This window comes from Musicola keenii, assembly GCF_014855505.1.
Classification (GTDB): Bacteria; Pseudomonadota; Gammaproteobacteria; order Enterobacterales; family Enterobacteriaceae; genus Musicola; species Musicola paradisiaca.
In genome coordinates, this window is the sequence record NZ_JAAWVW010000025.1 from 1 (window position 1) to 23,383 (window position 23,383).

Sequence of the window (23,383 nt, forward strand, 5' to 3'; positions counted from 1 at the left end):
GTGGTGGGTGGTAGGGGGGCGACGCTGGTCGTAATTTGTTGTCATGACGACACGAAACCATGATTCAGATCGCTATCGAATCCGGCTTTGGAGAAACCATCCTGCCTATTTCATACTGTGATTCTGAAACTCAAGCAGAAGATAAAGCTGTTGGGCAGCTATTGGGATGGACTGAAAATAGTCCCCCGCATATAGAGGGGGGGGCGCCCTCGCAAAACTATATTGTCAGGGCGACATATTGTCAGGGCGGCAGTGATTACTGCGCAGAATGTGTTCGCAATAAACGCGATACCTGAACGGCCCATTGGGCCGTTTCTTTATGATTTTTACCGCGTTATCGACAAATAGGGCTCCAGCAACGCGGGCAGATTGTCGGGATACACCGTTTCCTGCGTCTGGCGTAGCTCATCCATTCCCCACCAGTCGTAGCGCCGCATAATTTTTTTTTCGTGCTCGGTCCACTGGCTGCAATCCAGATCGTGGTACTGAATGCGAATAATGAAGTAGCGCTCATCCGCCAGCACTTCTTTGCCATTAGGCATCATCATGACGAATTCCCGTTGGGCGATTTCCTCTCCAGGGTCGGTGATGTTCAGGCCCGTTTCCTCCCACAGTTCACGGATAGCTGCCTGAGTGAAGGATTCACCCTCTTCGAGCGCTCCGCCGGGCGTTGCCCAGTAGGCTCGGCCAGCCATGGCGTCATCCTTATGTTCAAAGCGAAACAGCAACACGCGCAGTTGCGCATTGATGACCAGCAAGCGGGAAGCAGGGCGTTTTCTCATGATATCCTCAAAGTATCCAATGGTACCGAACGGGCGCAATCCTGTGTTTGACGTGAAATTTTACGCCCGCCCTCCGGTTTGTCGAGGCGTCGTGGAAGGCGTCTCGGCTCTGCTTCCAGCAGGTGTCGGGTTACTGTCGCGTGCCTGTCGGGTTGCTGTCGTGTCGCGGGTGGGAAGGTTGGCATAAGCTGGCATCGTTTTTCACCGCTGTTTTTCACCACTGTTTTTCACCACTGTTTTTCACAACAACAGGAAAGCGAACATGAATTCGATTAAGACATTACGCCTTGCCCGAGCCTGGTCTCAGGAACAATTGGCGGAGCTCTCCTCCCTGAGTGTCAGAACCATCCAGCGTATCGAGAATGGCGAGCGCGCCAGTCTGGAAACATTGAGCGCGCTCGCCGCCGCGTTTGGCGTCAATGTGGCCGAACTGATGACGGAAGAAAGCGAACAGACGGTTAGCGGCGAGTCGCTGGAACAGCGCATTCAAGATGCGCGGCGGCAGGTACGTCAGGAAAGCCGTTTCTGGCGCAGCCTGATCCTCATGGTGCTGGTCAGCGTGGTGTTGTTTATTGTGAACCAGATTACCGGGCCAGGGCACCGCTGGTTTTTCTGGGTACCGCTGATCTGGGGAGGGCTGCTGGTGTTAAAAGGCGTCAAGATTTTCTGGCTTCGCGGGAGGATGTCCCGCTGGGAGCAGGAGCGCCTGCAAAAACTGTTGCGACAGCGTCATGAGTAGCAGGATCTTAGTAATAGGGCACGTCGGCTGGCGTGCTCTGTAAAGTGTCACGGTTCTTCGGTGCCGGAATTCGTTATACTTGTTTCCTCGTTTTGGCAGGAGATGGGTATGAATTATCATTACGCTCGCCTAGTGACAATGGCCGCTTTTCTGGCCACCGCCACGGCGCTGTTTTTATTCGGTATTAAAGTGTATGCCTGGTGGTACACCGGTTCGGTGAGTTTGCTGGCGTCATTGGTGGATTCGCTGGTGGACATCGCCGCGTCGCTGGTGAATCTGCTGGTTGTGCGTTACTCATTGCAGCCTGCCGATACGGAACATACCTTCGGCCATGGTAAGGCTGAGTCGTTGGCGGCGCTGGCACAAAGTATGTTTATCTCCGGATCGGCGCTGTTCCTGTTGCTTAACGGGGTACAGCGGCTGGTTACGCCTCAACCATTGAACGGCCCTGAATTGGGGATGTGGATTACGGTTTTTGCATTGGTGATCACTATTCTGCTGGTCAGTTTCCAGCGTTGGGTGATCCGCAAGACCCAAAGCCAGGCGGTGCGGGCGGACATGTTGCATTACCAGTCCGATGTGCTGATGAACGGCGCCATTCTGGTGGCATTGTTCTTGAGCTGGCGCGGCATTGGCTGGGCGGATGCCATATTTGCATTGGGGATTGGCGTTTATATCCTGTCCAGTGCATTGCGCATGGCCTATGACGCTATCCAATCTTTGCTCGATCGCGCCCTGCCGGATGAAGAACGGCAGGAAATCACCCGAATGATCGCTTCATGGCCCGGTGTCAACGGTGCGCACCAACTGCGTACTCGCCGTTCGGGGCCGACCCGTTTTATCCAGCTCCACCTGGAAATGGATGACCAACTGCCGTTGATTGAGTCTCACAGTATTGCGGATGCGCTGGAGCAGGCATTGCTCAAACGTTTTCCCGGTTCCGACGTTATTATCCACCAAGACCCTATTTCGATTGTTCCGCTTGAGCAGCGGGGACGCTGGTAACGCTCAGTTCGGTCATCTCGCTGTCATTGAAAGGTGTTGTAAAAGTGTGACATGCAATGGATATTTATAGGAACCTATGCCTGACCTGAATCAATTCAGCTAAAGCCTATTGTTATAATATGCTTATAAAAGGTTAGAGGCTCGCCAGTGTTGACTCGGCCTCGTGATAGAAAATCTGCGAATTTACATCTACAAATCCAGAGGTTGTCATGATTAATAGAATCGGAGTGTTAACGAGTGGTGGTGATGCGCCGGGGATGAACGCTGCCATCCGGGGCGTGGTGCGTGCTGCGCTGACGGAAGGTTTGGAAGTGTTCGGGATCTATGACGGCTATCTGGGTTTGTACGAAGACCGTATGAAACAACTGGACCGCTATAGCGTGTCCGATGTCATCAACCGCGGTGGGACGTTTCTGGGCTCCGCGCGTTTTCCGGCTTTCCGTGAGGAGTCTGTGCGTCAGGTTTGTGTGGAAAACATGACGCGACGTGGTTTGGATGCGTTGGTGGTTATCGGCGGAGACGGTTCCTACATGGGGGCCAAACGCCTGACGGAAATGGGTTTTCCCTGCATTGGCCTGCCGGGCACTATTGATAATGACGTGGCGGGGACAGACTACACCATCGGCTATTTCACCGCGCTGGAAACGGTGGTGGAAGCCATTGACCGCCTGCGCGATACCTCGTCTTCCCACCAGCGTATCTCCATTGTCGAAGTGATGGGCCGCCACTGCGGCGACTTGACGCTAGCCGCCGCGATTGCCGGTGGTTGTGAATTCATCGTCGTACCGGAAGTGGACTTCAAAAAAGAAGATTTGGTGGAAGAGATCAAAGCGGGTATCGCCAAAGGGAAGAAGCACGCCATTGTGGCGATTACCGAGCTGATGTGTGATGTCGCAGATCTGGCCGCATATATTGAGACGGAAACCGGGCGTGAAACGCGCGCCACCGTACTGGGCCATATCCAGCGCGGCGGTTCTCCGGTCGCCTATGATCGTATTCTGGCTTCACGTATGGGCGCCTACTCTATCGAGCTGCTGCAGCAGGGGTACGGCGGCCGTTGCGTCGGTATCCAGAATGAAAAACTGGTTCACCATGATATTATCGATGCCATTGAGAACATGAAGCGCCCGTTCCGGGGCGATTGGCTTGATACCGCCAAAAAATTGTTCTGATGTAACCGCCGGATGCGTGCGTGTCCGGCGATGAAATCCCGCTCGCAGGGGTATGTGGTGAATGTTAAACACGCCATACCTCCCCGGGCGGGATTTGTTATTAATGCGTCTACAAACACTGATCAGCCATAAAAACGACTGGACATTAAAGCGAGGGAAATATCCTCGCCGTCATGATTCACGGGCATAATGCCGTCGCCGGATTTTTGTTGCGCGATACGGCATGACGCCGCTGGCGATGGTTGTTTCGGCGCGTCGGGGCCACTGTTGGCCTACACTCTTTACCGGGGTTCCGTCGTCAGCATGCGTTGCCGTCTGACGGTGGGAAGAAACAAAATTATTGAGGTTCTCGCATGACAAAAGTTACCGTCGCTGCCACTCAGATGGCCTGCACCTGGGATTTGCCAAAGAATATCGAAAATGCCGAAAAACTGGTGCGGCAGGCTCATGCTCAGGGGGCGCAAATCATCCTGATTCAGGAACTGTTTGCCGCGCCTTACTTCTGCATCGATCAGAGCCCGGAACATTATGCGCTGGCCCAGGATTTGGAAACCAGCGCGCTTATCAAACACTTCGCCGCGCTGGCGAAGGAGCTGGAGGTGGTGTTGCCGTTGAGTTTCTTCGAGCGTGCCAATAACGCCTACTACAACTCGTTGGTGATGATCGACGCCGACGGCAGCGTGCTGGACGTGTATCGCAAAACTCATATTCCGAACGGCCCGGCCTATCAGGAAAAGCAGTTCTTTATTCCGGGCGATACCGGTTTCAAAGTGTGGCAAACCCGCTACGCCAAAGTGGGTGTGGGCATCTGCTGGGATCAGTGGTTCCCGGAAACGGCGCGCTGTCTGGCACTCAAGGGGGCGGAGCTGATTTTTTATCCGACCGCCATCGGTTCTGAGCCGGCGTATCCGGATATCGACAGCCAGCCGCACTGGACTCGTGTGCAGCAAGGACACGCCGCCGCGAACCTGGTTCCAGTGATCGCCTCCAACCGTATCGGTACCGAGGCCAGCAAATATATCGATGGCCTGGAAATGACGTTCTACGGTTCGTCATTTATCGCTGATCAAACCGGGGCGCTGGTGGCGCAAGCCGACAAGACGGCGGAAACGGTGCTGGTGCACGAGTTCGATCTGGACGCCATCGCCGCACAGCGCGCGTCTTGGGGGCTGTTCCGCGATCGCCGTCCGGACATGTATGGCGTGATCGGTACTTCCGACGGCAAGACCTGGAGATAAACGATGTCCGAACTGACTACGCCGTTGCAGGACGGGTTCGCCATGCCGGCGGAATGGGCGCCGCATGAGGCCGTATGGATGTTGTGGCCGTATCGCCGTGACAATTGGCGATCACAAGGTGAAGTCATCCCAGCGCAGCGTACTTTTGCCGCCGTTGCCGCCGCCATTGCACAGACCACGCCGGTCATCATGGGCGTGCCGCGTGACCAGATGACACTCGCCACCAGCGTCATGCCGGCCGGCGTCACGCTGGTGGCGATGGAAAGCGATGACGCCTGGATGCGCGACACCGGGCCGACTGTGGTACTGAATGAGGCCGGCGAACGCCGCGGCGTCGACTGGCGGTTCAACGCCTGGGGCGGCGCATTGGGCGGGTTGTACCAAGACTGGCGTCGTGACGAACAGGTCGCCGCGCAGGTGCTGGCGTATCACGGCGATGTGCGTTACGCCGCACCGCTGATTCTGGAAGGCGGCTCCATCCATACCGATGGCGAAGGTACGTTGCTGACCACCGCCGAGTGTCTGCTGAACCCGAACCGCAATCCGCACCTGGACAAGGCGCAGATTGAACAACTGCTGCGGGATTATCTCGGCGTGTCCTCTTTCATCTGGCTGGAAGAGGGCGTGTATAACGACGAAACCGACGGCCATATCGACAACATGTGTTGCTTCGTGCGCCCCGGTGAAGTGGCGCTGCACTGGACTGACGATGAAAACGACCCGCAGTACGCCCGTTCTCAGACGGCGTATCAGGTGCTGTCGCAGACGAAGGACGCACAAGGCCGTCCGCTGAAAATCTGGAAACTGCCGGCGCCGGGGCCACTGTACGCCACGCCGGAGGAAACAGCGGGCGTCGATGAAGGCAACGCCATTGAGCGTAATGCCGGGTCGCGGCTGGCGGGTTCTTATGTCAACTTCCTGATCAGCAACCGGCAAATTATCTATCCGTTGCTGGATACACGTACTGACGACGATGCGCATGCGCTGCTGCAACAGATGTTTCCCGACTATTTGATAACCGGCGTACCTGCCCGTGAAATTCTGCTGGGCGGCGGTAATATTCATTGTATTACGCAACAGATCCCCAGCGCGTTGCGTTAGATTTGAGTGCATCAACCCGATAAAAAACAGCGGGCCGGATGACGGCCCGTTGTTTTAGGACAATGGTGTAGGGATGGTTGCCCGAGGGTTATTTCAGGCCCATGGCGCTTTTCATGGTGTAGAACAGGTCTGTCTGGTCAGTCAGCCCTACCACGTTGGCGGCGTGCGGGCCGTAAGCCGCGATACGTAGCTGAGTGCCGGTATGACCCTGTGATTCCTCTTCCGAGTTGCCGTAGCTGATGGTCATGACGGCGTTGTCTTTGGTGTTCAGCGCCTGCGTCAGACCCGGCGCTTTGGTGCCATTCTCGATAATCTGGCTGGAGTGTGCATGGTCGGCGGTAACGATAACTAGCGTATTGCCGTCACGACGGGCGAATTCCAGTGCTTTCTGGACGGCTTCATCCAGATCTACCGTTTCGCCGATCTGGCCGCATGGGTTGGCGGCGTGGTCCTGCTTGTCGATAGACGCGCCTTCAACTTGCAGGAAGAATCCATTTTTGTTCTTGCTCAACAGTTTGATGGCTTTGTCCGTCATTTGCGCCAGCGTCGGGGTCGTCGCCGTGCGTTGCGCATTGGGCTCGCAGGTGACGACCGGTTTGTCGAGATTGCCGTGATAGGAGGCTTTCGGCCCCTGCCAGCGTACCGGCATATTTCCGTCGGCGAACAGGCCCAGCACCGGTTTGTTCTGACTGGCCACGTTCACTGCGCTAAGGCCGTCCAGATCAGTCACCAGGTTATAGCCCAACGCCTGCGCCTGTTCCAGCAGCGTTTTACCCTGATATTTGCCTGCCTTGGCGACCTCTTTGAATGTCGCCGCGCCACCGCCCAGCGTGACATCAGCGCGGGTCATCAGCAATTGTTCGGCGATAGAGCCGCGGCCACCGTTTTCCAGCGCATTGGCGGTACATTGCTGGCTGGTTTTTTCCGGGCCATAGCATTTACGAGAGGTGACGTGCGAGATCATGGCTGCCGGCGTGGCGTCTTCCAGTTCGGCGGTGGAGACGTTGCCGGTGGCTTTGCCCGCTGCTTTGGCGATTTCCAGCAAAGTTTTGTGGTCTTTGCCGTCAACATCCACGCCCAACGCGCCGTTGTAGGTTTTCACGCCGCTTGACCAGGCGGTGGCGGACGCGGCGGAGTCGGTGACGTAATCCGGTTTGCGGGTTTTTTTATCCAGTGAATAATGGGTGTACTGGCCGGTTAATGGCAAAGCGTCAATGCCCTTGAAAAAACCGCCGGCGCCCATCGCATAGTTGCGGGCCACCGTAATTTCAGAATCTCCCATGCCGTCGCCAATCAGCAGAATAACGTTTTTCGCCGTTTTGGCATTGAGCGCTGCCTTCAGCATTTCAGTCTGATCGGTGCCGAGACGACGTGCACCACCTGGCAGGGTGATATCGCCCGCAGCCTGACGAACGTAGGCAGTATCGGCGGCGATCGCGTTGGTGGCGATAAGCGTCATTACCAGAGAGGAAATCAGGGTTTTCTTGATCATGGTTTTTTACTCACTTTAAAGAATTGTTACGAGGATCGTGGGCGGTAAACCTAGAGGGAAGAGATGACAGAATGATGAATTTGATGACAAAAGGTAAAAATAGTTGCGAATGTGAGAGAAGTGACGTTGTTTGTCAGCGATGGGAACGGAGGGCCAAATTATTGATGGCTCCTGGGGGGAGCCATCAATACGGCGGCTAAGCGCTATTGCAAGAGATACGAGAAGGCGATTGTGTCCTCGGTTCCATCACATGTGCTGGCTGAGCCGACGTCGCGTGGTATCAGGCTTTTTTGGCTTCCGCCGCCGCTTTCACGATGACGGCGAAGGCATCGGCTTTCAGCGATGCGCCGCCAACCAGCGCGCCGTCGATATCCGGCTGAGTGAACAGCTCGGCTGCGTTGGCCGCGTTGACGGAACCGCCATACTGGATGATAACCTGGGCTGCAATGGCGGCATCCTGTTTGGCGATGTGATCGCGAATGAATTTGTGCACGGCTTGAGCCTGCGCTGGGGTGGCGGATTTGCCGGTACCGATAGCCCATACCGGTTCGTAGGCAATGACGGTATTTTCAAATGCCTGAGCGCCGAGTGTGTTCAGGACGGCGTCCAGCTGACGGGCGCAGACGGCTTCGGTCTGGCCAGCTTCGTTTTCGGCTTCGGTTTCACCGATGCACAGTACCGGAATCAGGCCGATTTCTTTCAGAACAGCAAATTTTTTGGCAATGAATTCATCGCTTTCATGGTGGTATGTACGGCGCTCGGAGTGGCCGATGATGATGTATTTGGCACCGAGATCTTTCAGCATTGCCGCGGAGGTTTCACCGGTAAACGCGCCTGAAAGATTGACGTCCACATTCTGTGCGCCCAGCGCGATACGGCTGCCCGACAGTTGATGCTTGGCTTGGTCCAGATACAAGGCCGGCGGCGCAATGGCGACACCACAGCCATCAACCGTGCTCAGCTCTTTACGCAGCCCGGCAATCAGCTCGAGAACCATGTTGGTGCTTCCGTTCAGCTTCCAGTTGCCCATAACTAAGGGATGTCGCATCTTTTTTCCTCCAGCGGAATAGCGAGTTAGTCAATGCGGGCTGCGTCAGGCAGCCCATCTGGATGACAGTATAAAAGATGAACCCTACTGTGGCTCTGTTTTTCGTGTCTAATTACTGCTTCGATCACGAATCAGATAGCGTTAGCTTAATCGGTTCAACAGCGAAGGTTAGCCCTTTTTCACCGTTGTCTGCCACCACATAACGTAATGCGCCTTCCGTTTGCTGATAGAAACGGTGGCCTTTGCCTTTTCCCAGCAACATATCGACCTTTTTCAGGCTCTGCTCGTTAGTCAGGGAGGGCACAAAGGTGCGGAGCAACGCCGCCATATAGTCGATAGCCTGCTTGCGGCGGCCGCTTTCGTCGGTATCTTTGGGGCGCGGCAACCAGGTGATCTGCATCGTTCTGATTTTTCCGGTGCCTTTTTCCAACGCAGTGGACGAGTAGAGGTAATCGTTGATGCGGCTGGCTGCACGGGTCAGGGTCGGGGAGTTTTCGCCGGTATCTACTACCCGGTATTCGCTAATCGGTAATGACGGGTTGCTAAGGTTGTAGCGAGTTCGGAATTGCACGATGTTCATATCGAACGTGGGGGCGCTGGCCAGCAGATAAGGCGCTGCAGTCGGCGGTTTTTGCTGAAACAACGGATCGCCCCACGCCGGGACGGCTCCGAACAGCGCGGTGGCGAGACAGTAAAAGATCGGCAAGGCGTTTTTCATGGTGTCTTCATCACTTAACGCAGTCGTGTGACAGATATGCTGTGTGATTAAGCGGCATTCGTGCGCGGTTGTCAAAAAACGGATAAAAAAAGCGGGTAAATCCTTTGCTTAAGGTAAAATCGTGACCAAAAAGCGGTGGCAGGAATAAAAACTGATGACGATACAGCAATGGTGTTTTTCCTTTCGAGGCCGTACCGGTCGGCGAGATTTCTGGTTGTGGATGGCGATCTGGCTGGCGTTGACGGTCGGGCTGTTTATGCTGGCGGGCGCCGGATTGCTGAATACGCAGACCGCCGCATTTATGCTGGTGGCGCTGATATGGCCAACGGCAGCGGTACTGGTGAAAAGGCTGCACGATCGCGACAAAAGCGGCTGGTGGGCACTGTTGCTGGTACTGGCCTGGATGCTAGGCAACGGCAATTGGTACATGTTGCCCGACATGGGCCAGTGGGTGCTGGGACGCTTTTTGCCGATGCTGATTATGGTCATGATCCTGCTGGATTGCGGTATGTTTGCCGGTACGGTGGGGGCTAATCGTTTTGGTAAGGAGACGGAGCTGTTGCAGCTCCGTTCCTGGTAAGCGCCTTACCAGTAATGTTCACTGGTAATGTGACCGGGGCGGCGGCGCAGGTGTTTGCTCATCTGGCGTGTTTCTTTCAGTAATTGCTGAGTGTCGCGCACCATTTGCGGGTTGCCGCACAGCATGACGTGGCTGGTTTGGTCGAGCGGCAATCCGACGGTGGATTCCAGTTCGCCACTGGCGATCAACGCCGGAACACGTCCAGTCAGGGAACCGGGTGCCGTTTCGCGGCTGACGATGGTCTGAAGCCGCAACTTATCGCCGTAACGTTGTTGCAATTGTTGCATCAGCGGCAGATAGCTCAGATCGCGAGCGTAACGAGCGGCATGCACCAATACAATATGCTGGAAACGCTCCAGGGAGCGCCCTTCCTGCAAAATCGACAAATAAGGGCCGATGGCGGTACCGGTGGCCAGCATCCAAAGCGTGTCGCAATCCGGCACTTCTTCTAGTACGAAAAACCCGGCGGCTTCCTGCGTTACCAGCACTTCGTCGCCCGGTTGACAGCGATGCAGGTACGGGCTGAGCTGCCCATCCGGGACGGCAACCAGATAGAACTCCAGTCTGTTGTTGCTCGGCGCATTGACGTAGGAATAGGCGCGTTGCACGCGCTCACCATCCCGCTCCAGCGCCAGTTTGGCAAACTGCCCGGCGGTAAAAGGCGCTATCGGCGCCTCCAGCCGGAGACTGAATAAATTTTCCGTCCAGTGTTCAACCTCAATCACTTTGCCGGTCACCCATTCTGCCATGGTGTCATGCTCCTGTTTCCGGTGTCTGCGTAGCGCAGAGGTTACGATACGCCATTCATTAACCACATTGAAACAATCGAGTTATAACAAAAACTCGTGCAGCGTCTGATCCTTACGATCCAGATAGTGTGTCGAACTGATACGGCGGATCGTGCGGGATTTGCCGCGGATCAGTAGCGTTTCCGTAGTGGCGATGTTGCCGCGTCGGGAGATCCCCTCCAGCAGGTCGCCTTTGGTGATGCCTGTGGCGGAGAAAATGATGTTGTCGTTGCGCGCCATGTCGTCTAGCGTCAATACTTTGCCGGCTTCAATGCCCATTTCCTGGCAACGCGCCAGCTCCTCCAGGCCCAGCCGACGGTTTTCTTCGCTGTCGCCTTTAACCTGGTGACGGGCCAGCAAACGGCCATGCATATCGCCGTCCAGCGCACGGATGACCGCTGCGGAAATCACGCCTTCCGGTGCGCCGCCGATGCCATAGAGCACATCCACCTCGCTTTCCGGCATGCAGGTCAGGATTGACGCCGCCACATCGCCATCGGGAATGGCGAAGACTTTTACTCCGAGCCTTTGCATATCGGCGATGACTGTGTCGTGGCGCGGTTTCGCCAGCGTGATGACGGTAAGCTGATCCAGTGGCTTACCCAACGTGTTGGCGATATGACGCAGGTTTTCCTCCAGTGGACGCGACAGGTCGATAGCGCCTTTGGCTTGCGGGCCGACAATCAGTTTTTCCATGTACATGTCCGGCGCGTGCAGGAATGCGCCTTTTTCGCCCACAGCCAGTACGGCCAGTGCATTGGCTTGCCCCATGGCGGTCATGCGGGTGCCTTCAATCGGATCGACGGCGATATCGACTGCGTCGCCTTCACCGGTACCTACCTGCTCGCCAATGTAGAGCATGGGCGCTTCGTCGATTTCGCCTTCACCAATCACTATCTGGCCATTGATGTTGACCTGATTGAGCATGATGCGCATAGCCTGTACGGCTGCGTTATCAGCGGCGTTCTTGTCGCCGCGCCCCAGCCATTTGTAACCAGCCAGCGCTGCAGCTTCGGTGACACGGGAGAATTCGATGGCCAATTCACGTTTCATGGATACCTGTCCGTTCGTCATTAATCGGGGATAACGGGCGGTAATGGTAGCACAGCGATTTGAATGAAAGAGGAATGGATAGGGATAAAAAAGGGCGCGTGAACCGCGCCCGATCAAAGATTATGACGATATCAGGCGTCGTGATCTTCCCAGTTGCGCGCACGTTCAACGGCTTTCTGCCAGCCGCGGTAACGGAAGTTACGCTCAACGGTTTCGATGCTGGGGCGGAATTCCCGCTCGATAGCGGTTTTGCTCTTCACTTCGTCCAAATCGTTCCAGAACCCGGTTGCGAGGCCTGCCAGGAATGCGGCGCCCAACGCGGTGGACTCACGAACCTGCGGACGTTCAACGCGCGTCCCCAGGATATCGGACTGGAACTGCATCAGGAAGTTGTTGGCGACCGCGCCGCCATCCACCCGCAGCGATTGCAGACGGGTATCGGCATCCGCCTGCATGGCATCCAGCACATCGCGGGTTTGGAAGGCGATAGACTCCAGCGTTGCGCGAATAATGTGGTTGGAGTTCGCGCCTCGGGTCAGGCCGAAAATAGCGCCGCGTGCGTAAGGATCCCAGTAGGGCGCGCCCAGGCCAGTGAACGCCGGCACGACGTATACGCCATTGGTGTCTTTCACTTTGGTGGCGAAATATTCGGAATCTGCGGCGTCGTTGATCAGCTTCAGTTCATCACGCAGCCATTGGATAGAGGCGCCGCCGATGAACACGGCCCCTTCCAGCGCGTAATTCACTTCGCCGCGCGGCCCGCAAGCGATGGTCGTCAGCAAGCCATGACGGGAAGCGACGGCCTCGGTGCCGGTGTTCATCAGCAGGAAGCAACCCGTACCGTAGGTGTTTTTCGCCATGCCCGGCTGGACGCACAGCTGGCCGTATAATGCAGCCTGCTGATCGCCGGCAATCCCGCAGATCGGAATGCGTGTGCCGCCTTTGCCGCCGATATTGGTCTGCCCATACATTTCGGAAGAGGGGCGAACCTGAGGCAGCATGGAACGGGGGATATCCAGCGCTTCCAGCATGCGTTCATCCCAGTCCAGTTTGTGGATATTAAACAGCATGGTGCGGGAGGCGTTAGTGTAGTCGGTGACGTGCACACGCCCCTGGGTCATTTTCCAGATAAGCCAGGTGTCAATGGTGCCTAATAACAGCTCGCCCCGGTTGGCGCGATCTCTGGCGCCGTCGACGTGATCCAGAATCCATTTCACTTTGGTGCCGGAGAAATAAGGGTCGACCACCAGGCCGGTATTGGCGCGAATATACTCTTCCAGACCGTCTTTTTTCAGCTTTTCACAGATGTCGGCGGTACGGCGGCATTGCCAGACGATAGCGTTGTAGATGGGTTTGCCGGTTTCTTTTTCCCATACCACCACCGTTTCTCGCTGGTTGGTGATGCCGATGCCGGCGACTTCATCACTGCTGATACCGGCTTTGGCTAATGCCTCTACCAGCGTTGAGCTCTGTGAGGCCCAGATCTCCATCGGATCGTGCTCTACCCATCCTGGTTTAGGGTAAATCTGAGGAAACTCGCGCTGGGATACGCTGACGATGTTGGCATCGTGATCCAGTACGACCGCGCGGGAGCTGGTGGTTCCCTGATCAAGGGCGACAATGTATTTCTTTTCCTGACTCATAAATATAATCCTGTAGGGTTGACGCATTACATTTTGCGGGGTTCTGCAGTGGCGGTCGTATCGTCGTCGGCGGCGCAAACATCGCACGGCAGGTTACGACCAATCAGGGCACGATAGCCAAATGCGCCAAGGCAGGCGCCAACAATGGGGCCGAAAATGGGCACCAGAATGTAAGGAATATCCCGGCCGCCGGTGAGCGCAACCTTGCCCCAGCCCGCGAGGAATGCAAACAGTTTTGGACCTGCATCGCGCGCCGGATTCATGGCAAAGCCGGTCAACGGCCCCATAGACGCACCGATGACTGCGATCAGGATGCCAATCAGCAACGGCGCCAGCGGGCCGCGCGGAATGCCGTTGCCGTCATCCGTCAGCGCCAAAATCAGACACATCAGAATGGCGGTGATCACCATTTCCACCAGAAACGCCTGAGCGACGGAAATATGCGGATTGGGATAGGTGGAGAAGATGCCGGCGAGATCCAGACTTTCCAGGCTGCCTCGCACCATGTTGTGGGTCTGTTCGATGTCAAGGAACAGGTTGTAGTAAAGGCCATATACCAGGGCTGCGCAACAGAACGCGCCGGCGACCTGAGAAACGATATAGGGCAATACTTTGCGGCCATCAAAACAAGCAAACAGCCACAAGGCGATGGTAACTGCGGGATTAAGGTGGGCACCGGATATGGCGGCGGTGAGGTAGATCGCCATCGCCACACCAAGCCCCCAGATGATGCTGATTTCCCATAGGCCCAGGCTGGCACCTGCCAGTTTGAGAGCCGCGACACAGCCAACGCCAAAGAAAATCAGCAGGCCGGTGCCAAGGAATTCAGCAATGCACTGGCCTTTAAGGGTAGAGAGTTCAGATTGAGTCATACTCATGTTCCTGCTTTTTATACAGCATTATGATTATAAGCAGACGAATTAAATGTGCCTGCTATGTTCTGGGTCTGCATATTTATCTGTAGGAAGATACGGCGCGGTTTCCCACATTGGTATACAGGCCAATGATGTGTATTGGGTGTGAATTTATCGTTAATGCTCGAAAACGAGAAATATCGAAATTAAAATGTGTGTTGTGCGTCAATAAAATGAGTGAATTCGCTTAACTCAACGGCAATGGATGTTGGCTGTCGCGTTGGTGGTGTTAATGATTATGTAAAATAGTTTAACATTGGCTGGGAAGGATAATCATCCTACCGTTTTTTCCGGATATCACCGATAGGGCATGGCCCAGAAAGGTGGCAGAGTCGCCAGTTACCGGCTGTGCGCTGGACAGGTTCAGACTGGCTACATACAATCAGCCGAGGCCGTTACGTCCGGTGACGTAATGTGACGAGCGCCAGAGTCAAGGTATGACATTTCGTGATGCATCTGTGTTGACCGGTTTATGCCTTGCGATGAATAGGGGTTAGAAGTATGTCATTTGAAGTATTTGAGAAACTGGAAGCGAAGGTGCAGCAGGCGATCGACACCATTGCACTGTTGCAGATGGAAATCGAAGAGCTGAAAGAGAAAAACGCGGCGCTGGAGCAGGAAGTACAGAATGTTGCGGGCAATCGTGATGCGTTGGTTCGCGAAAACGAACAATTGCAGCAGGAACACGGTATCTGGCAAGAACGTCTACGTGCGTTGCTGGGGAAAATGGAAGACGTGCAGTAGGATTTATGAGAAGGGCATCCGATGGACGCCCTTTTCGCTGTATGGTGTGTTATTCCAGATCCAGCGGATCTTCAGAAAGGATGATGCCGGTGTTGTCGGCATACAGATGGTCGCCGGAGAAAAAGGTGACTCCACCGAAGTTGACTCGAACATCGGTATCACCCGTCCCTTCGCTGGCTGCACCGGCAGGTGTTGCCGCCATGGCCTGAACGCCAATATCCAATTCGGCCAGGTCGTCAACCTGACGTACGGCACCGTATATCACAATGCCTTCCCACTCGTTCTGTGTCGCCAGTCGTGCCAGTTCGGCATCAATCAACGCCCTGCGAACCGAACCGCCGCCGTCTACCAGCAGCACCCGACCCAGGCCATTCTCTTCCAGCACATCGAACAACAGGCCGTTATCCTCAAAGCATTTTACCGTGGTGATTTTTCCACCGAATGAACTACGTCCGCCAAAATTAGAAAAAAGAGGTTCAACTACATTCACCTCTTCATGATAGATATCACACAGTTCGGAAGTATCGTATTTCATAGGAGTCACGTCGTTGCCGCTGACAAGGTGAATTGAGTATATCCCTTTCTGGCTGGTGTTGGCAAAATCATCAATGAACGCCTTGACCGGCGTCAGTAAACGACGATGAGTCTATCCCGTGCCGGTTTCAGCTCAGTAAGACGCCGACGGCGAACAGCAGGTTAGTCAATAGCGCACCTTTGACGGTTTTTTCCAGCATTGGCCGCATGCTGAATGCCGTGGTTTCCCGCAGGACATAGCACCCTTGTTTGACCAACAACGGTAACGCCAGAATAAATAGCCAACCCGTCAGCGTATGCAGATAAAACGTGGCGAACAGCGCCAGACAAACCGGCGCGGTCATCAGCAATCCCATGTGATAACAACGCGCTTTGTGCGAACCGAGCCGCACAGCCAGGGTGTTCTTGCCGTTTTCTCGATCGCTATCGATATCGCGCAGGTTGTTGATATTGAGCACGGCGACGGCCAGCAGACCGCAGGCAGTCGCCGGAAGGATCACGATGCTGTCGAAATAGCCGGTTTGCAGATAATAGGAACCTGCTACGCTGAGCCAGCCAAAGAAGATCAGTACGGAAATGTCACCCAAGCCGATATAGCCATAGGGCTTATTGCCCACGGTATACGTGATGGCGGCAACAATGGCCAGCAACCCCAGCCCCAGAAACGCCACGATATCCCCTGGTTTTTCACAGGCCAGCGTGACCAGTACGCTGCCCGAAACGACGGTCAGCAGGATAGTGATCAGCAGTGCTCTGCGTAGTTCCACCAGTGTGATGGCGCCAGTCTGGATCCCGCGCAACGGGCCAATACGGTCTTCTTTGTCGCTCCCCTTTACCGCATCGCCATAGTCATTGGCCAAATTGGACAAGATTTGCAGCAAACCGGCGGTAAACAGGGTCAACAGCGCGACGCCCGGTTTGAAGCTGCCATGCCAGCAGGCGATAGCCGTTCCGGTAACGATGGAGGCAAACGCCAGCGGCAGTGTCTTGGGACGCAGACTGTCCAGCCAGGCTTTGGTTTTATTGCTATGTGCTAATGAAGTCATGGTGCGTTTCAGTTCAGGGATAAGAGTGACAGGCGCCACTGATAGCAGACATGTGGGAGGCGAGGCCTCCCACATGTCTGCTATCAGTGCGATCCGTGAGCGCGGATTATAAGATAAATCGGCTCAGATCTTCATCTGCTACCAGCTCGTCAAGGTGACTACGTACGTAATCTGCATCAATCGTCACGGTTTGACCACCCATTTCGCTGGCGTTGTAGGAGATGTCTTCGATCAGGCGCTCCAGCACCGTGTGTAGACGGCGCGCGCCGATATTTTCCGTGCGTTCGTTGACTTGCCACGCTGCCTCGGCTATTCGACGGATGCCATCCTGTGCGAACTCGATATTGACGCCTTCGGTCGCCATCAGCGCCTTGTATTGCTCGGTCAGCGCTGCACTCGGTTCCGTCAGAATACGTTCGAAGTCTTCCGTGGTTAGCGCCTGCAGTTCCACACGAATCGGCAAACGGCCCTGCAATTCGGGGATCAGATCCGACGGGCTGGCGACCTGGAATGCGCCGGATGCGATAAACAGGATGTGGTCGGTTTTCACCATGCCGTGCTTGGTAGAAACGGTGCAGCCTTCAACCAACGGCAGCAGATCGCGTTGAACCCCTTCGCGAGAGACATCCGGGCCGGAGGTTTCACCGCGCTTGCAGATTTTATCGATCTCGTCGATAAACACGATGCCGTGCTGTTCTACCGCATCAATCGCCTGCTGCTTCAGCTCTTCCGGATTGACCAACTTGCCGGCCTCTTCTTCCACCAGCTGCTTGAACGCATCCTTGATTTTGATTTTGCGAGATTTTTGCTTCTGTCCGGCCAGGTTTTGAAACATGGACTGCAACTGGTTGGTCATCTCTTCCATTCCCGGCGGCGCCATGATTTCTACACCGACCGGCGCGGCTGCCAGTTCGATTTCAATTTCTTTGTCATCCAGCTGACCTTCGCGCAGTTTTTTGCGGAAAGCCTGGCGGGCCGGGGAAGGCTCGTTACTTTCTTCCGTTTGCCCCCAGTTATTTTTGGCCGGCGGCACCAGGACATCCAGAATGCGTTCTTCCGCCAGTTCTTCGGCGCGGTAACGGTTTTTATCTACCGCCAGCTGACGCACCATTTTAATGGCGACATCCGCCAGATCGCGGATGATGGAGTCGACTTCTTTTCCGACATAGCCGACTTCGGTGAACTTGGTGGCTTCAACCTTGATGAAGGGCGCATTGGCCAGTTTGGCCAAACGACGGGCGATTTCTGTTTTACCCACGCCGGTCGGCCCAATCATCAGGATGTTTTTCGGCGTGACTTCGTGACGCAGATCTTCTTCCAACTGCATACGGCGCCAGCGGTTGCGCAGCGCGATGGCCACGGCGCGTTTCGCCTTGTCCTGTCCGATGATGTGGCTATCCAGCTCGCTGACTATTTCGCGCGGGGTCATTTCAGACATAGTGAATCCTTACGCCTTGGAGGCTAACTCTTCGATGGTGTGGAACTGGTTGGTGTAAATGCAGATGTCACCAGCAATACCCAGGGCTTTTTCGACGATTTCCCGCGCGCTCAGTTCGGTATTTTCCAGCAAGGCGCGTGCGGCGGCTTGGGCATAGGGGCCGCCTGAGCCGATAGCGATCAGATCGTTTTCCGGCTGAATAACGTCGCCGTTGCCGGTAATGATCAGCGATGCGTTTTCATCGGCGACGGCCAGCAACGCTTCTAATCGACGCAGCATGCGATCGGTACGCCAGTCCTTTGCCAATTCGACGGCGGCTTTCACCAGATGGCCCTGATGCAGCTCCAGCTTACGCTCGAACAACTCGAACAGCGTGAAGGCATCGGCGGTGCCGCCGGCGAAACCGGCGATGACCCGGTCGTTGTACAGACGGCGCACTTTGCGCACGTTTCCTTTCATTACCGTGTTGCCTAGGGTGGCTTGGCCGTCACCGCCAATCACGACCTGGCCATTACGGCGAACGCTTACAATAGTTGTCACGAGCTTGTCCCCGTTACTGAGAAAAGAACCCCCACGGAGGCGTAGTGCCCTCATCCGAACCAGGTTTGCGGGAGCTATACGGCGGGGCGCTGATGACGCCCACGGCCGCGGAACGTGCCGGTCTGTCGATTGGTTGATTGGCATTACCCACATGATGCGGGGAATATTGACGATTAAGTGGGGGGAGCCGGGGTTTTTTTCAACCCCCGGCTGCCAACGGGATGCAATTGGATTGGCCCATACCTTTGAGTTTTTGCGCCGCTTTATCAGCCGCAGTACGGCTGGTGTAGGGCCCGAGTATGATTCGGTGCCAGCCACCACTGCTGGCGATACGGCTTTCCACCCCGGCGAAGGCCAGCTCGGCACGTATGGATTCCGCCGGTTCGACGGTTTTGAACGAACCGCACTGCACCATCCAGCGCTGTTCTTTTTCCGGTTTGCTTTCCTGCTGTTTAGGCTCGTTTTTAGCGGTCTCTTTCTGAGCGGCGTCTTGTTTATCCGTCTTCGCCGTCTCTTTTTTCGTTTCAGCAAGTGCCGGTTTTTGCGTGGAAGGCGTCGGTTTTACCGCCGTCGAGTTCGTCGTTGTAGGCTGATGCGATGGGGTTGCCGGCGCCAAGGGGCGCGGCGCGATGGCGGATGGCGAATTATTATTGCCCGGAATGATGGGCACAACGGTCTGTGGTTTGAGACCGTTTTGGGTGCGTATAGCCTGACTCTGGTCGTTATACGGCACTTCATTGAGCGGCGTCGGCTGGCGGCGCATGTCCGACTGCATCTGCTCCAGCAACTGACGTTGTTCGTCCGTCAACTGTGACGTCGACCGGATTTCGCCACCGGCGGAAGGCTCCGTCGGCGAGGCTACGCCAATCTGGCGGTTTTCCAACTCTTTGATATAACGCCAGCGCTCCTCCGGTTTTGGCGGCAGCCCGTTACCTTGCGGCCCTGTGCGTGGAATCACTGTGTTGTCGCCCGGTTTATTGTGAGAGATGAAATACAATCCGCCCGCGAAAGTAACCAATACGGCGACGGCAAGCGCCACCATGGTTTTGGACGTGCGCGAAGAGCCCCCTCTTCTCCGGTTGGATGTCTTCTTCCGTTGCGCACCTGAGCGCCCTCGGCTGACATAGTCTCTTTGTGCCACAGTAAGTTCGCTGATTTAAGTAAAAAAGTAACAGGCCGTCATGTTACTGAACCCTAAAATATTTGACCAGCATCTGCACTCTTAAAGCCCGCCGGTCGCGGGCCGGGAGCGGCGGTACTTTCACGAATCACCAACTCGCTGGAGAGCAACCGCGAACCGTTGGGCACCGTATGGTGGAGCAACTGCGCCAGCAGCAGCAGCGTGGCCTCGCGCCCTATTTCATAACGCGGCTGTGCCACTGTAGTCAGTGGAGGGAAACAATAACTGGCTTGATCGATGTCATCAAACCCTATCAGTGACAAATTCCGGGGGATATCCAGCCCCATTTTGCGCGCCTGCGACAAGGCACCCATGGCGATAACATCGCTGTGGCAGAACACCGCAGTCGGCGGTGTCGGGTGTGACATCAAGCGCGTCAGCCCGCGCGAACCGGTTTCGTAATCGAAATCGCCGCGAATGATGTATTGATTATCGACAGGCAGCCCGCAGCGCCGCAGCGCCTGAATATAGCCCTGCAGGCGGTACTCGCTGAGCAGCATTCGTTCAGGCCCGGCGATGCAGGCGATACGTTGATGCCCCAGATGGTGCAGGTAGCTGACGGCTTCAAACGCGGCGGTGAGGTTATCAATGTGTACGGTCGGCAGGCCGAGCTCTGGCGAAAATTCGTTGGCCATCACCATCGGCGGCAGGCTACGTTGTTCTTCCTTGCCGGCGTCGAAAGGCAACTGTGAGCCCAGCAACAGGATGCCGTCGATTTGCCGGGTGATGATCAAATCGAGAAAGGTTTTTTCGTTTTGGCGCTGGTGGGCGCAATCGCCGATCAGCACCAGATAGCCGCGTTCCGCCGCGGTTTCTTCAATGCCGCGCAAGATATCGCAGAAAAAAGGATCGCAGATATCGGGCACGACGACCAGAATGGTTCTGGATTCATGGCGTTTAACATGGCGACTGAGGGTATTCGGCGCGTATCCTACAGTCAGCGCCGCTTCTTCCACTTTCTGCCGTGTAGCGGCGGAAACCTTTTCCGGATGCGTCAGCGCCCGGGATACGGTGGCGGTCGATACACCGGCCTTGTCCGCAACGTCCTTCATGGTAGCGGGCGAGATATGTCTGTTTTGCTCCAACGCTTTTTCCTCCTTGCGTCAGCGTCAACTGGCGCTGTTGCCTGACTGTCAGATATGACGGTCGTTGATAGCGTTTCTTGTCGGGGCGGTACGCTTCAATTTCGACGACAGGAAAAGCCGGACATTATGACAGCATAAAAACCGGCCGACGCCTGTTCGTCATGTGGTTCTCCCGCCACACCTGACAGAGGGTACACAAGTTTTATGAACTACGTCGTGCCGATCTCGATTGTGTTGTCTGTTTTTCGGGCGTGCCCGCAAAATATGTATCCGAGCGGAATGTCGAAATAGTAACTGCATCCTGGCGCTTCAACTGTCGGTTGGGTCAACATCCAGCACCCATTTTACCCGCCGGGCCTGGGGCAGCGTGTCGATTAACGGCATTGAGGTACGTATCACCTGCTGGAGACGGGAACGGGAAGGATGTTGTAGCAGCAACTGCCAGCGAAACCGCCCGGCGCGTTTGGGTTGCAGCGCCGGAACCGGCCCCATCAACCAGAGTGATTCATCCCGCAGTGGGCTGGCTTCCAGCAGATTACGCAGCTGTTGCAGAAAGACATGAGCCTGCTGGTTATCGTGGTCGTCGGCGCGAAATAGAACGTGGCTGGTGAACGGCGGCAGCAGCACGCTCTGGCGCTCTTTTAGCGTCTGGCTGGCAAAGGCGTCATACCCTTGCTGCAGCAGCGTCTGCAACAGCGGATGCTCGGGGTGATGCGTTTGCAGAATGACCTCGCCTTCTTTGCCTGCCCGCCCTGCGCGGCCGGAAACCTGGGTATAGAGCTGGGCGAAGCGCTCGGTGGCGCGGAAATCAGCGGAGAACAGCGAACTGTCCACATCCAGTAGCGCGACCAGCGTCACGTCCGGGAAATGGTGCCCTTTGGCCAGCATCTGCGTGCCGATCAGAATGCGTGAGCCACCCTGACGTACCTGGGCGAGCTGTTGTTCCAGTGCGCCTTTACGACTGGTGGTGTCGCGATCGATCCGGGTGATCGGCGTATCGGGAAACAGTTCAGGCAGCGCCTGTTCCAGTTGCTCGGTACCCAACCCCACCGGAACCAGGTGTGTGGAGCCGCATTCAGGGCATTGTTGCGGTATGCCGCGCTGGCTGTCGCAGTGATGGCAGCGCAGCATGCGTTGGTGTTGGTGCAGCGTGTAGTAGCTGTCGCAACGGGGGCATTCGGCAATCCAGCCGCATTCGTGACACATCACCACCGGCGCGAACCCTCGGCGGTTCAGGAACAGAATTACCTGATTGCCCGCGGTAAGGTGGTGACGGATGCGGCCGATAAGCGGTTGAGACAGCCCGGAAGTCAGCGGCAGTCCTTTTAAATCCAGTATGTGCTGACGCGCCAGGCTGGCATTGCCGGCACGTTTGCTGAGCCTCAACAGCTGGTACTTGCCATTCTGCGCGTTGTAGAGCGTTTCCAGCGCAGGTGTGGCGGACCCCATGATCACCGGGATGTTTTCCTGGCGAGCCCGGAACACTGCCAAATCCCGCGCGTGGTAGCGCCAGCCCTCTTGCTGCTTGTAGGAGCCGTCGTGTTCTTCGTCGATGACGATAACGCCTAGCCGGGCGAAAGGCGTGAACAACGCGGATCGGGTACCGATGACGATGGCGGCTTCCCCGCTGCGGGCGCGCAGCCAGACCGCCAGCCGTTCGCTGTCGTTCAACCCGGAGTGCAGAGCGTCTACCGGTGCATTGAAGCGATCGCGGAAGCGGGCGATGGTTTGAGGCGTCAGTCCGATTTCGGGCACCAGCACCAGTGCCTGCCTGCCCTGTGCAAGCACATTTTCCAGAACGCTGAGATAGACCTCGGTTTTACCCGAGCCGGTGATGCCGGCCAGCAGCCAGGCGTGGAACCCATCGTCGCCGGCGCGGATGGCGCCGACGGCGGTCGCCTGTTCGGTGTTGAGGCGTAACCGTTCTTCCGCCAGACGGAAATCCTGCCGCCAATCCTGAACGTGCCGGGATAACGCACGCAACTCGCACAATCCTTTACTGCGTAATGCCTGTAACGCGGCGTCGGTCAACCCCAGTTCAGCTACCTGATGACGATACAGCGGAGCCTGCAGCAACGCCGCCAGCGCCTGCTGCTGTTTGGGCGCGCGTTTCAGCGATAAGGGCGGTGTGGCCCGTCCCTGTTTGGTGGCGAACCATTGCCAGAGCGGCGCGGTATGCGCGGGTTTCCCCTGACGCAGTAGGATCGGCAGCGCATGGAACAGCACTTCGCCAGTCGGGTAGTGATAGTAATCGGCGGCCCATAGCAGAATGCGCCACAGGTTGGTGGGGAATAGAGGGGTGTCGTCAATAACCTGATGGACGGTTTTAAGCTGATCCACAGGCAATTCGCTGTTGTCGCTCAATGCGGTGACTATGCCGATCATCCGACGGTTGCCGAAGGGGACGCTGACGCGCATACCCGGTACAGGCGCCATGTCCGCTGTCAGGCGGTAGTCGAACGTGCGCGTTAGCGGTACCGGCAAGGCAACCTGGGCAATGGTCATCGCATCTCCGTGAAATTCAGGTGAATGAGGCGATGCGG

Annotated in this window: 22 protein-coding genes; 7 read left to right on the forward strand and 15 right to left on the reverse strand. The window is 56.1% G+C overall.

Features of this window, described 5'->3' with window-relative positions; genetic code table 11:
• Nucleotides 1–326: 326 nt before the first annotated feature.
• A complete protein-coding gene (locus HEP82_RS18025; protein ID WP_192459335.1) occupies nucleotides 327–782 on the reverse strand; it encodes an NUDIX hydrolase in 456 nt (151 codons plus the stop codon).
• 262 nt (nucleotides 783–1,044) lie between these two features.
• Here HEP82_RS18025 and HEP82_RS18030 point away from each other — a divergent pair, with 262 nt between their 5' ends.
• The 5 genes from HEP82_RS18030 to aguA all read left to right on the forward strand — a co-directional run bounded on the left by HEP82_RS18030 (nucleotide 1,045) and on the right by aguA (nucleotide 6,037).
• Nucleotides 1,045–1,521, forward strand: coding sequence for a 2TM domain-containing protein (locus HEP82_RS18030; RefSeq protein WP_192459336.1), 477 nt, complete (start codon nucleotides 1,045–1,047; stop codon nucleotides 1,519–1,521).
• A gap of 108 nt (nucleotides 1,522–1,629) precedes the next feature.
• A complete protein-coding gene (gene fieF / locus HEP82_RS18035; RefSeq protein ID WP_192459337.1) occupies nucleotides 1,630–2,526 on the forward strand; it encodes a CDF family cation-efflux transporter FieF in 897 nt (298 codons plus the stop codon).
• Between the two features lie 209 nt (nucleotides 2,527–2,735).
• Nucleotides 2,736–3,698 (forward strand): 6-phosphofructokinase, encoded by a 963-nt coding sequence (gene pfkA / locus HEP82_RS18040; RefSeq protein WP_192459338.1) that lies wholly within the window; start codon nucleotides 2,736–2,738, stop codon nucleotides 3,696–3,698.
• Between the two features lie 353 nt (nucleotides 3,699–4,051).
• Nucleotides 4,052–4,936, forward strand: coding sequence for an N-carbamoylputrescine amidase (gene aguB, locus HEP82_RS18045; RefSeq protein ID WP_192459339.1), 885 nt, complete (start codon nucleotides 4,052–4,054; stop codon nucleotides 4,934–4,936).
• Between the two features lie 3 nt (nucleotides 4,937–4,939).
• Entirely contained in the window at nucleotides 4,940–6,037 is a 1,098-nt protein-coding gene (gene aguA, locus HEP82_RS18050; RefSeq protein ID WP_192459340.1) for an agmatine deiminase, read from the forward strand.
• Nucleotides 6,038–6,125: 88 nt separating this feature from the next.
• On the opposite strand, the gene phoA is transcribed toward aguA, so the two are convergent.
• The 3 genes from phoA to HEP82_RS18065 form a co-directional block, all read right to left on the reverse strand.
• Nucleotides 6,126–7,529, reverse strand: coding sequence for an alkaline phosphatase (gene phoA, locus HEP82_RS18055; protein ID WP_192459341.1), 1,404 nt, complete (start codon nucleotides 7,527–7,529; stop codon nucleotides 6,126–6,128).
• 280 nt (nucleotides 7,530–7,809) lie between these two features.
• Nucleotides 7,810–8,577, reverse strand: coding sequence for a triose-phosphate isomerase (gene tpiA / locus HEP82_RS18060; protein ID WP_192459342.1), 768 nt, complete (start codon nucleotides 8,575–8,577; stop codon nucleotides 7,810–7,812).
• Nucleotides 8,578–8,701: 124 nt separating this feature from the next.
• On the reverse strand, nucleotides 8,702–9,295 hold the full coding sequence (locus HEP82_RS18065; protein WP_192459343.1) for a DUF1454 family protein: 594 nt from the start codon (nucleotides 9,293–9,295) through the stop codon (nucleotides 8,702–8,704).
• Between the two features lie 154 nt (nucleotides 9,296–9,449).
• Here HEP82_RS18065 and HEP82_RS18070 point away from each other — a divergent pair, with 154 nt between their 5' ends.
• Entirely contained in the window at nucleotides 9,450–9,875 is a 426-nt protein-coding gene (locus tag HEP82_RS18070; protein WP_192459344.1) for a DUF805 domain-containing protein, read from the forward strand.
• 5 nt (nucleotides 9,876–9,880) lie between these two features.
• Here HEP82_RS18070 and fpr read toward each other — a convergent pair whose 3' ends face one another.
• The 4 genes from fpr to HEP82_RS18090 all read right to left on the reverse strand — a co-directional run bounded on the left by fpr (nucleotide 9,881) and on the right by HEP82_RS18090 (nucleotide 14,231).
• Complete coding sequence (gene fpr, locus HEP82_RS18075) at nucleotides 9,881–10,624, reverse strand: ferredoxin--NADP(+) reductase (RefSeq protein WP_192459345.1); 744 nt, start codon at nucleotides 10,622–10,624, stop codon at nucleotides 9,881–9,883.
• Nucleotides 10,625–10,705: 81 nt separating this feature from the next.
• The gene (glpX, locus tag HEP82_RS18080; protein WP_192459346.1) at nucleotides 10,706–11,716 is read right to left on the reverse strand and encodes a class II fructose-bisphosphatase; all 1,011 of its coding nucleotides are present in this window, start codon (nucleotides 11,714–11,716) and stop codon (nucleotides 10,706–10,708) included.
• A 131-nt stretch (nucleotides 11,717–11,847) separates the two neighbouring features.
• A complete protein-coding gene (gene glpK, locus HEP82_RS18085; protein ID WP_192459347.1) occupies nucleotides 11,848–13,359 on the reverse strand; it encodes a glycerol kinase GlpK in 1,512 nt (503 codons plus the stop codon).
• Nucleotides 13,360–13,385: 26 nt separating this feature from the next.
• Nucleotides 13,386–14,231, reverse strand: coding sequence for an MIP/aquaporin family protein (locus tag HEP82_RS18090; RefSeq protein ID WP_192459348.1), 846 nt, complete (start codon nucleotides 14,229–14,231; stop codon nucleotides 13,386–13,388).
• 543 nt (nucleotides 14,232–14,774) lie between these two features.
• Here HEP82_RS18090 and zapB point away from each other — a divergent pair.
• Nucleotides 14,775–15,017 carry a cell division protein ZapB gene (zapB, locus tag HEP82_RS18095; RefSeq protein ID WP_015855446.1) on the forward strand — a complete coding sequence of 81 codons (243 nt, stop codon included), beginning with the start codon at nucleotides 14,775–14,777 and terminating at the stop codon, nucleotides 15,015–15,017.
• 49 nt (nucleotides 15,018–15,066) lie between these two features.
• On the opposite strand, the gene rraA is transcribed toward zapB, so the two are convergent.
• The 7 genes from rraA to priA form a co-directional block, all read right to left on the reverse strand.
• Nucleotides 15,067–15,552, reverse strand: a complete 486-nt coding sequence (rraA, locus tag HEP82_RS18100; RefSeq protein ID WP_192459349.1) for a ribonuclease E activity regulator RraA — start codon at nucleotides 15,550–15,552, stop codon at nucleotides 15,067–15,069.
• Nucleotides 15,553–15,679: 127 nt separating this feature from the next.
• Complete coding sequence (locus HEP82_RS18105) at nucleotides 15,680–16,597, reverse strand: 1,4-dihydroxy-2-naphthoate polyprenyltransferase (RefSeq protein WP_192459350.1); 918 nt, start codon at nucleotides 16,595–16,597, stop codon at nucleotides 15,680–15,682.
• Nucleotides 16,598–16,703: 106 nt separating this feature from the next.
• Complete coding sequence (gene hslU, locus HEP82_RS18110) at nucleotides 16,704–18,035, reverse strand: HslU--HslV peptidase ATPase subunit (protein ID WP_192459351.1); 1,332 nt, start codon at nucleotides 18,033–18,035, stop codon at nucleotides 16,704–16,706.
• A 9-nt stretch (nucleotides 18,036–18,044) separates the two neighbouring features.
• A complete protein-coding gene (gene hslV, locus HEP82_RS18115) occupies nucleotides 18,045–18,575 on the reverse strand; it encodes an ATP-dependent protease subunit HslV (protein WP_015855442.1) in 531 nt (176 codons plus the stop codon).
• A gap of 199 nt (nucleotides 18,576–18,774) precedes the next feature.
• The gene (gene ftsN / locus HEP82_RS18120; RefSeq protein WP_192459352.1) at nucleotides 18,775–19,716 is read right to left on the reverse strand and encodes a cell division protein FtsN; all 942 of its coding nucleotides are present in this window, start codon (nucleotides 19,714–19,716) and stop codon (nucleotides 18,775–18,777) included.
• A gap of 53 nt (nucleotides 19,717–19,769) precedes the next feature.
• Entirely contained in the window at nucleotides 19,770–20,840 is a 1,071-nt protein-coding gene (cytR, locus tag HEP82_RS18125; RefSeq protein WP_192459353.1) for a DNA-binding transcriptional regulator CytR, read from the reverse strand.
• 309 nt (nucleotides 20,841–21,149) lie between these two features.
• A complete protein-coding gene (gene priA / locus HEP82_RS18130; RefSeq protein ID WP_192459354.1) occupies nucleotides 21,150–23,345 on the reverse strand; it encodes a primosomal protein N' in 2,196 nt (731 codons plus the stop codon).
• Nucleotides 23,346–23,383 lie beyond the last annotated feature (38 nt).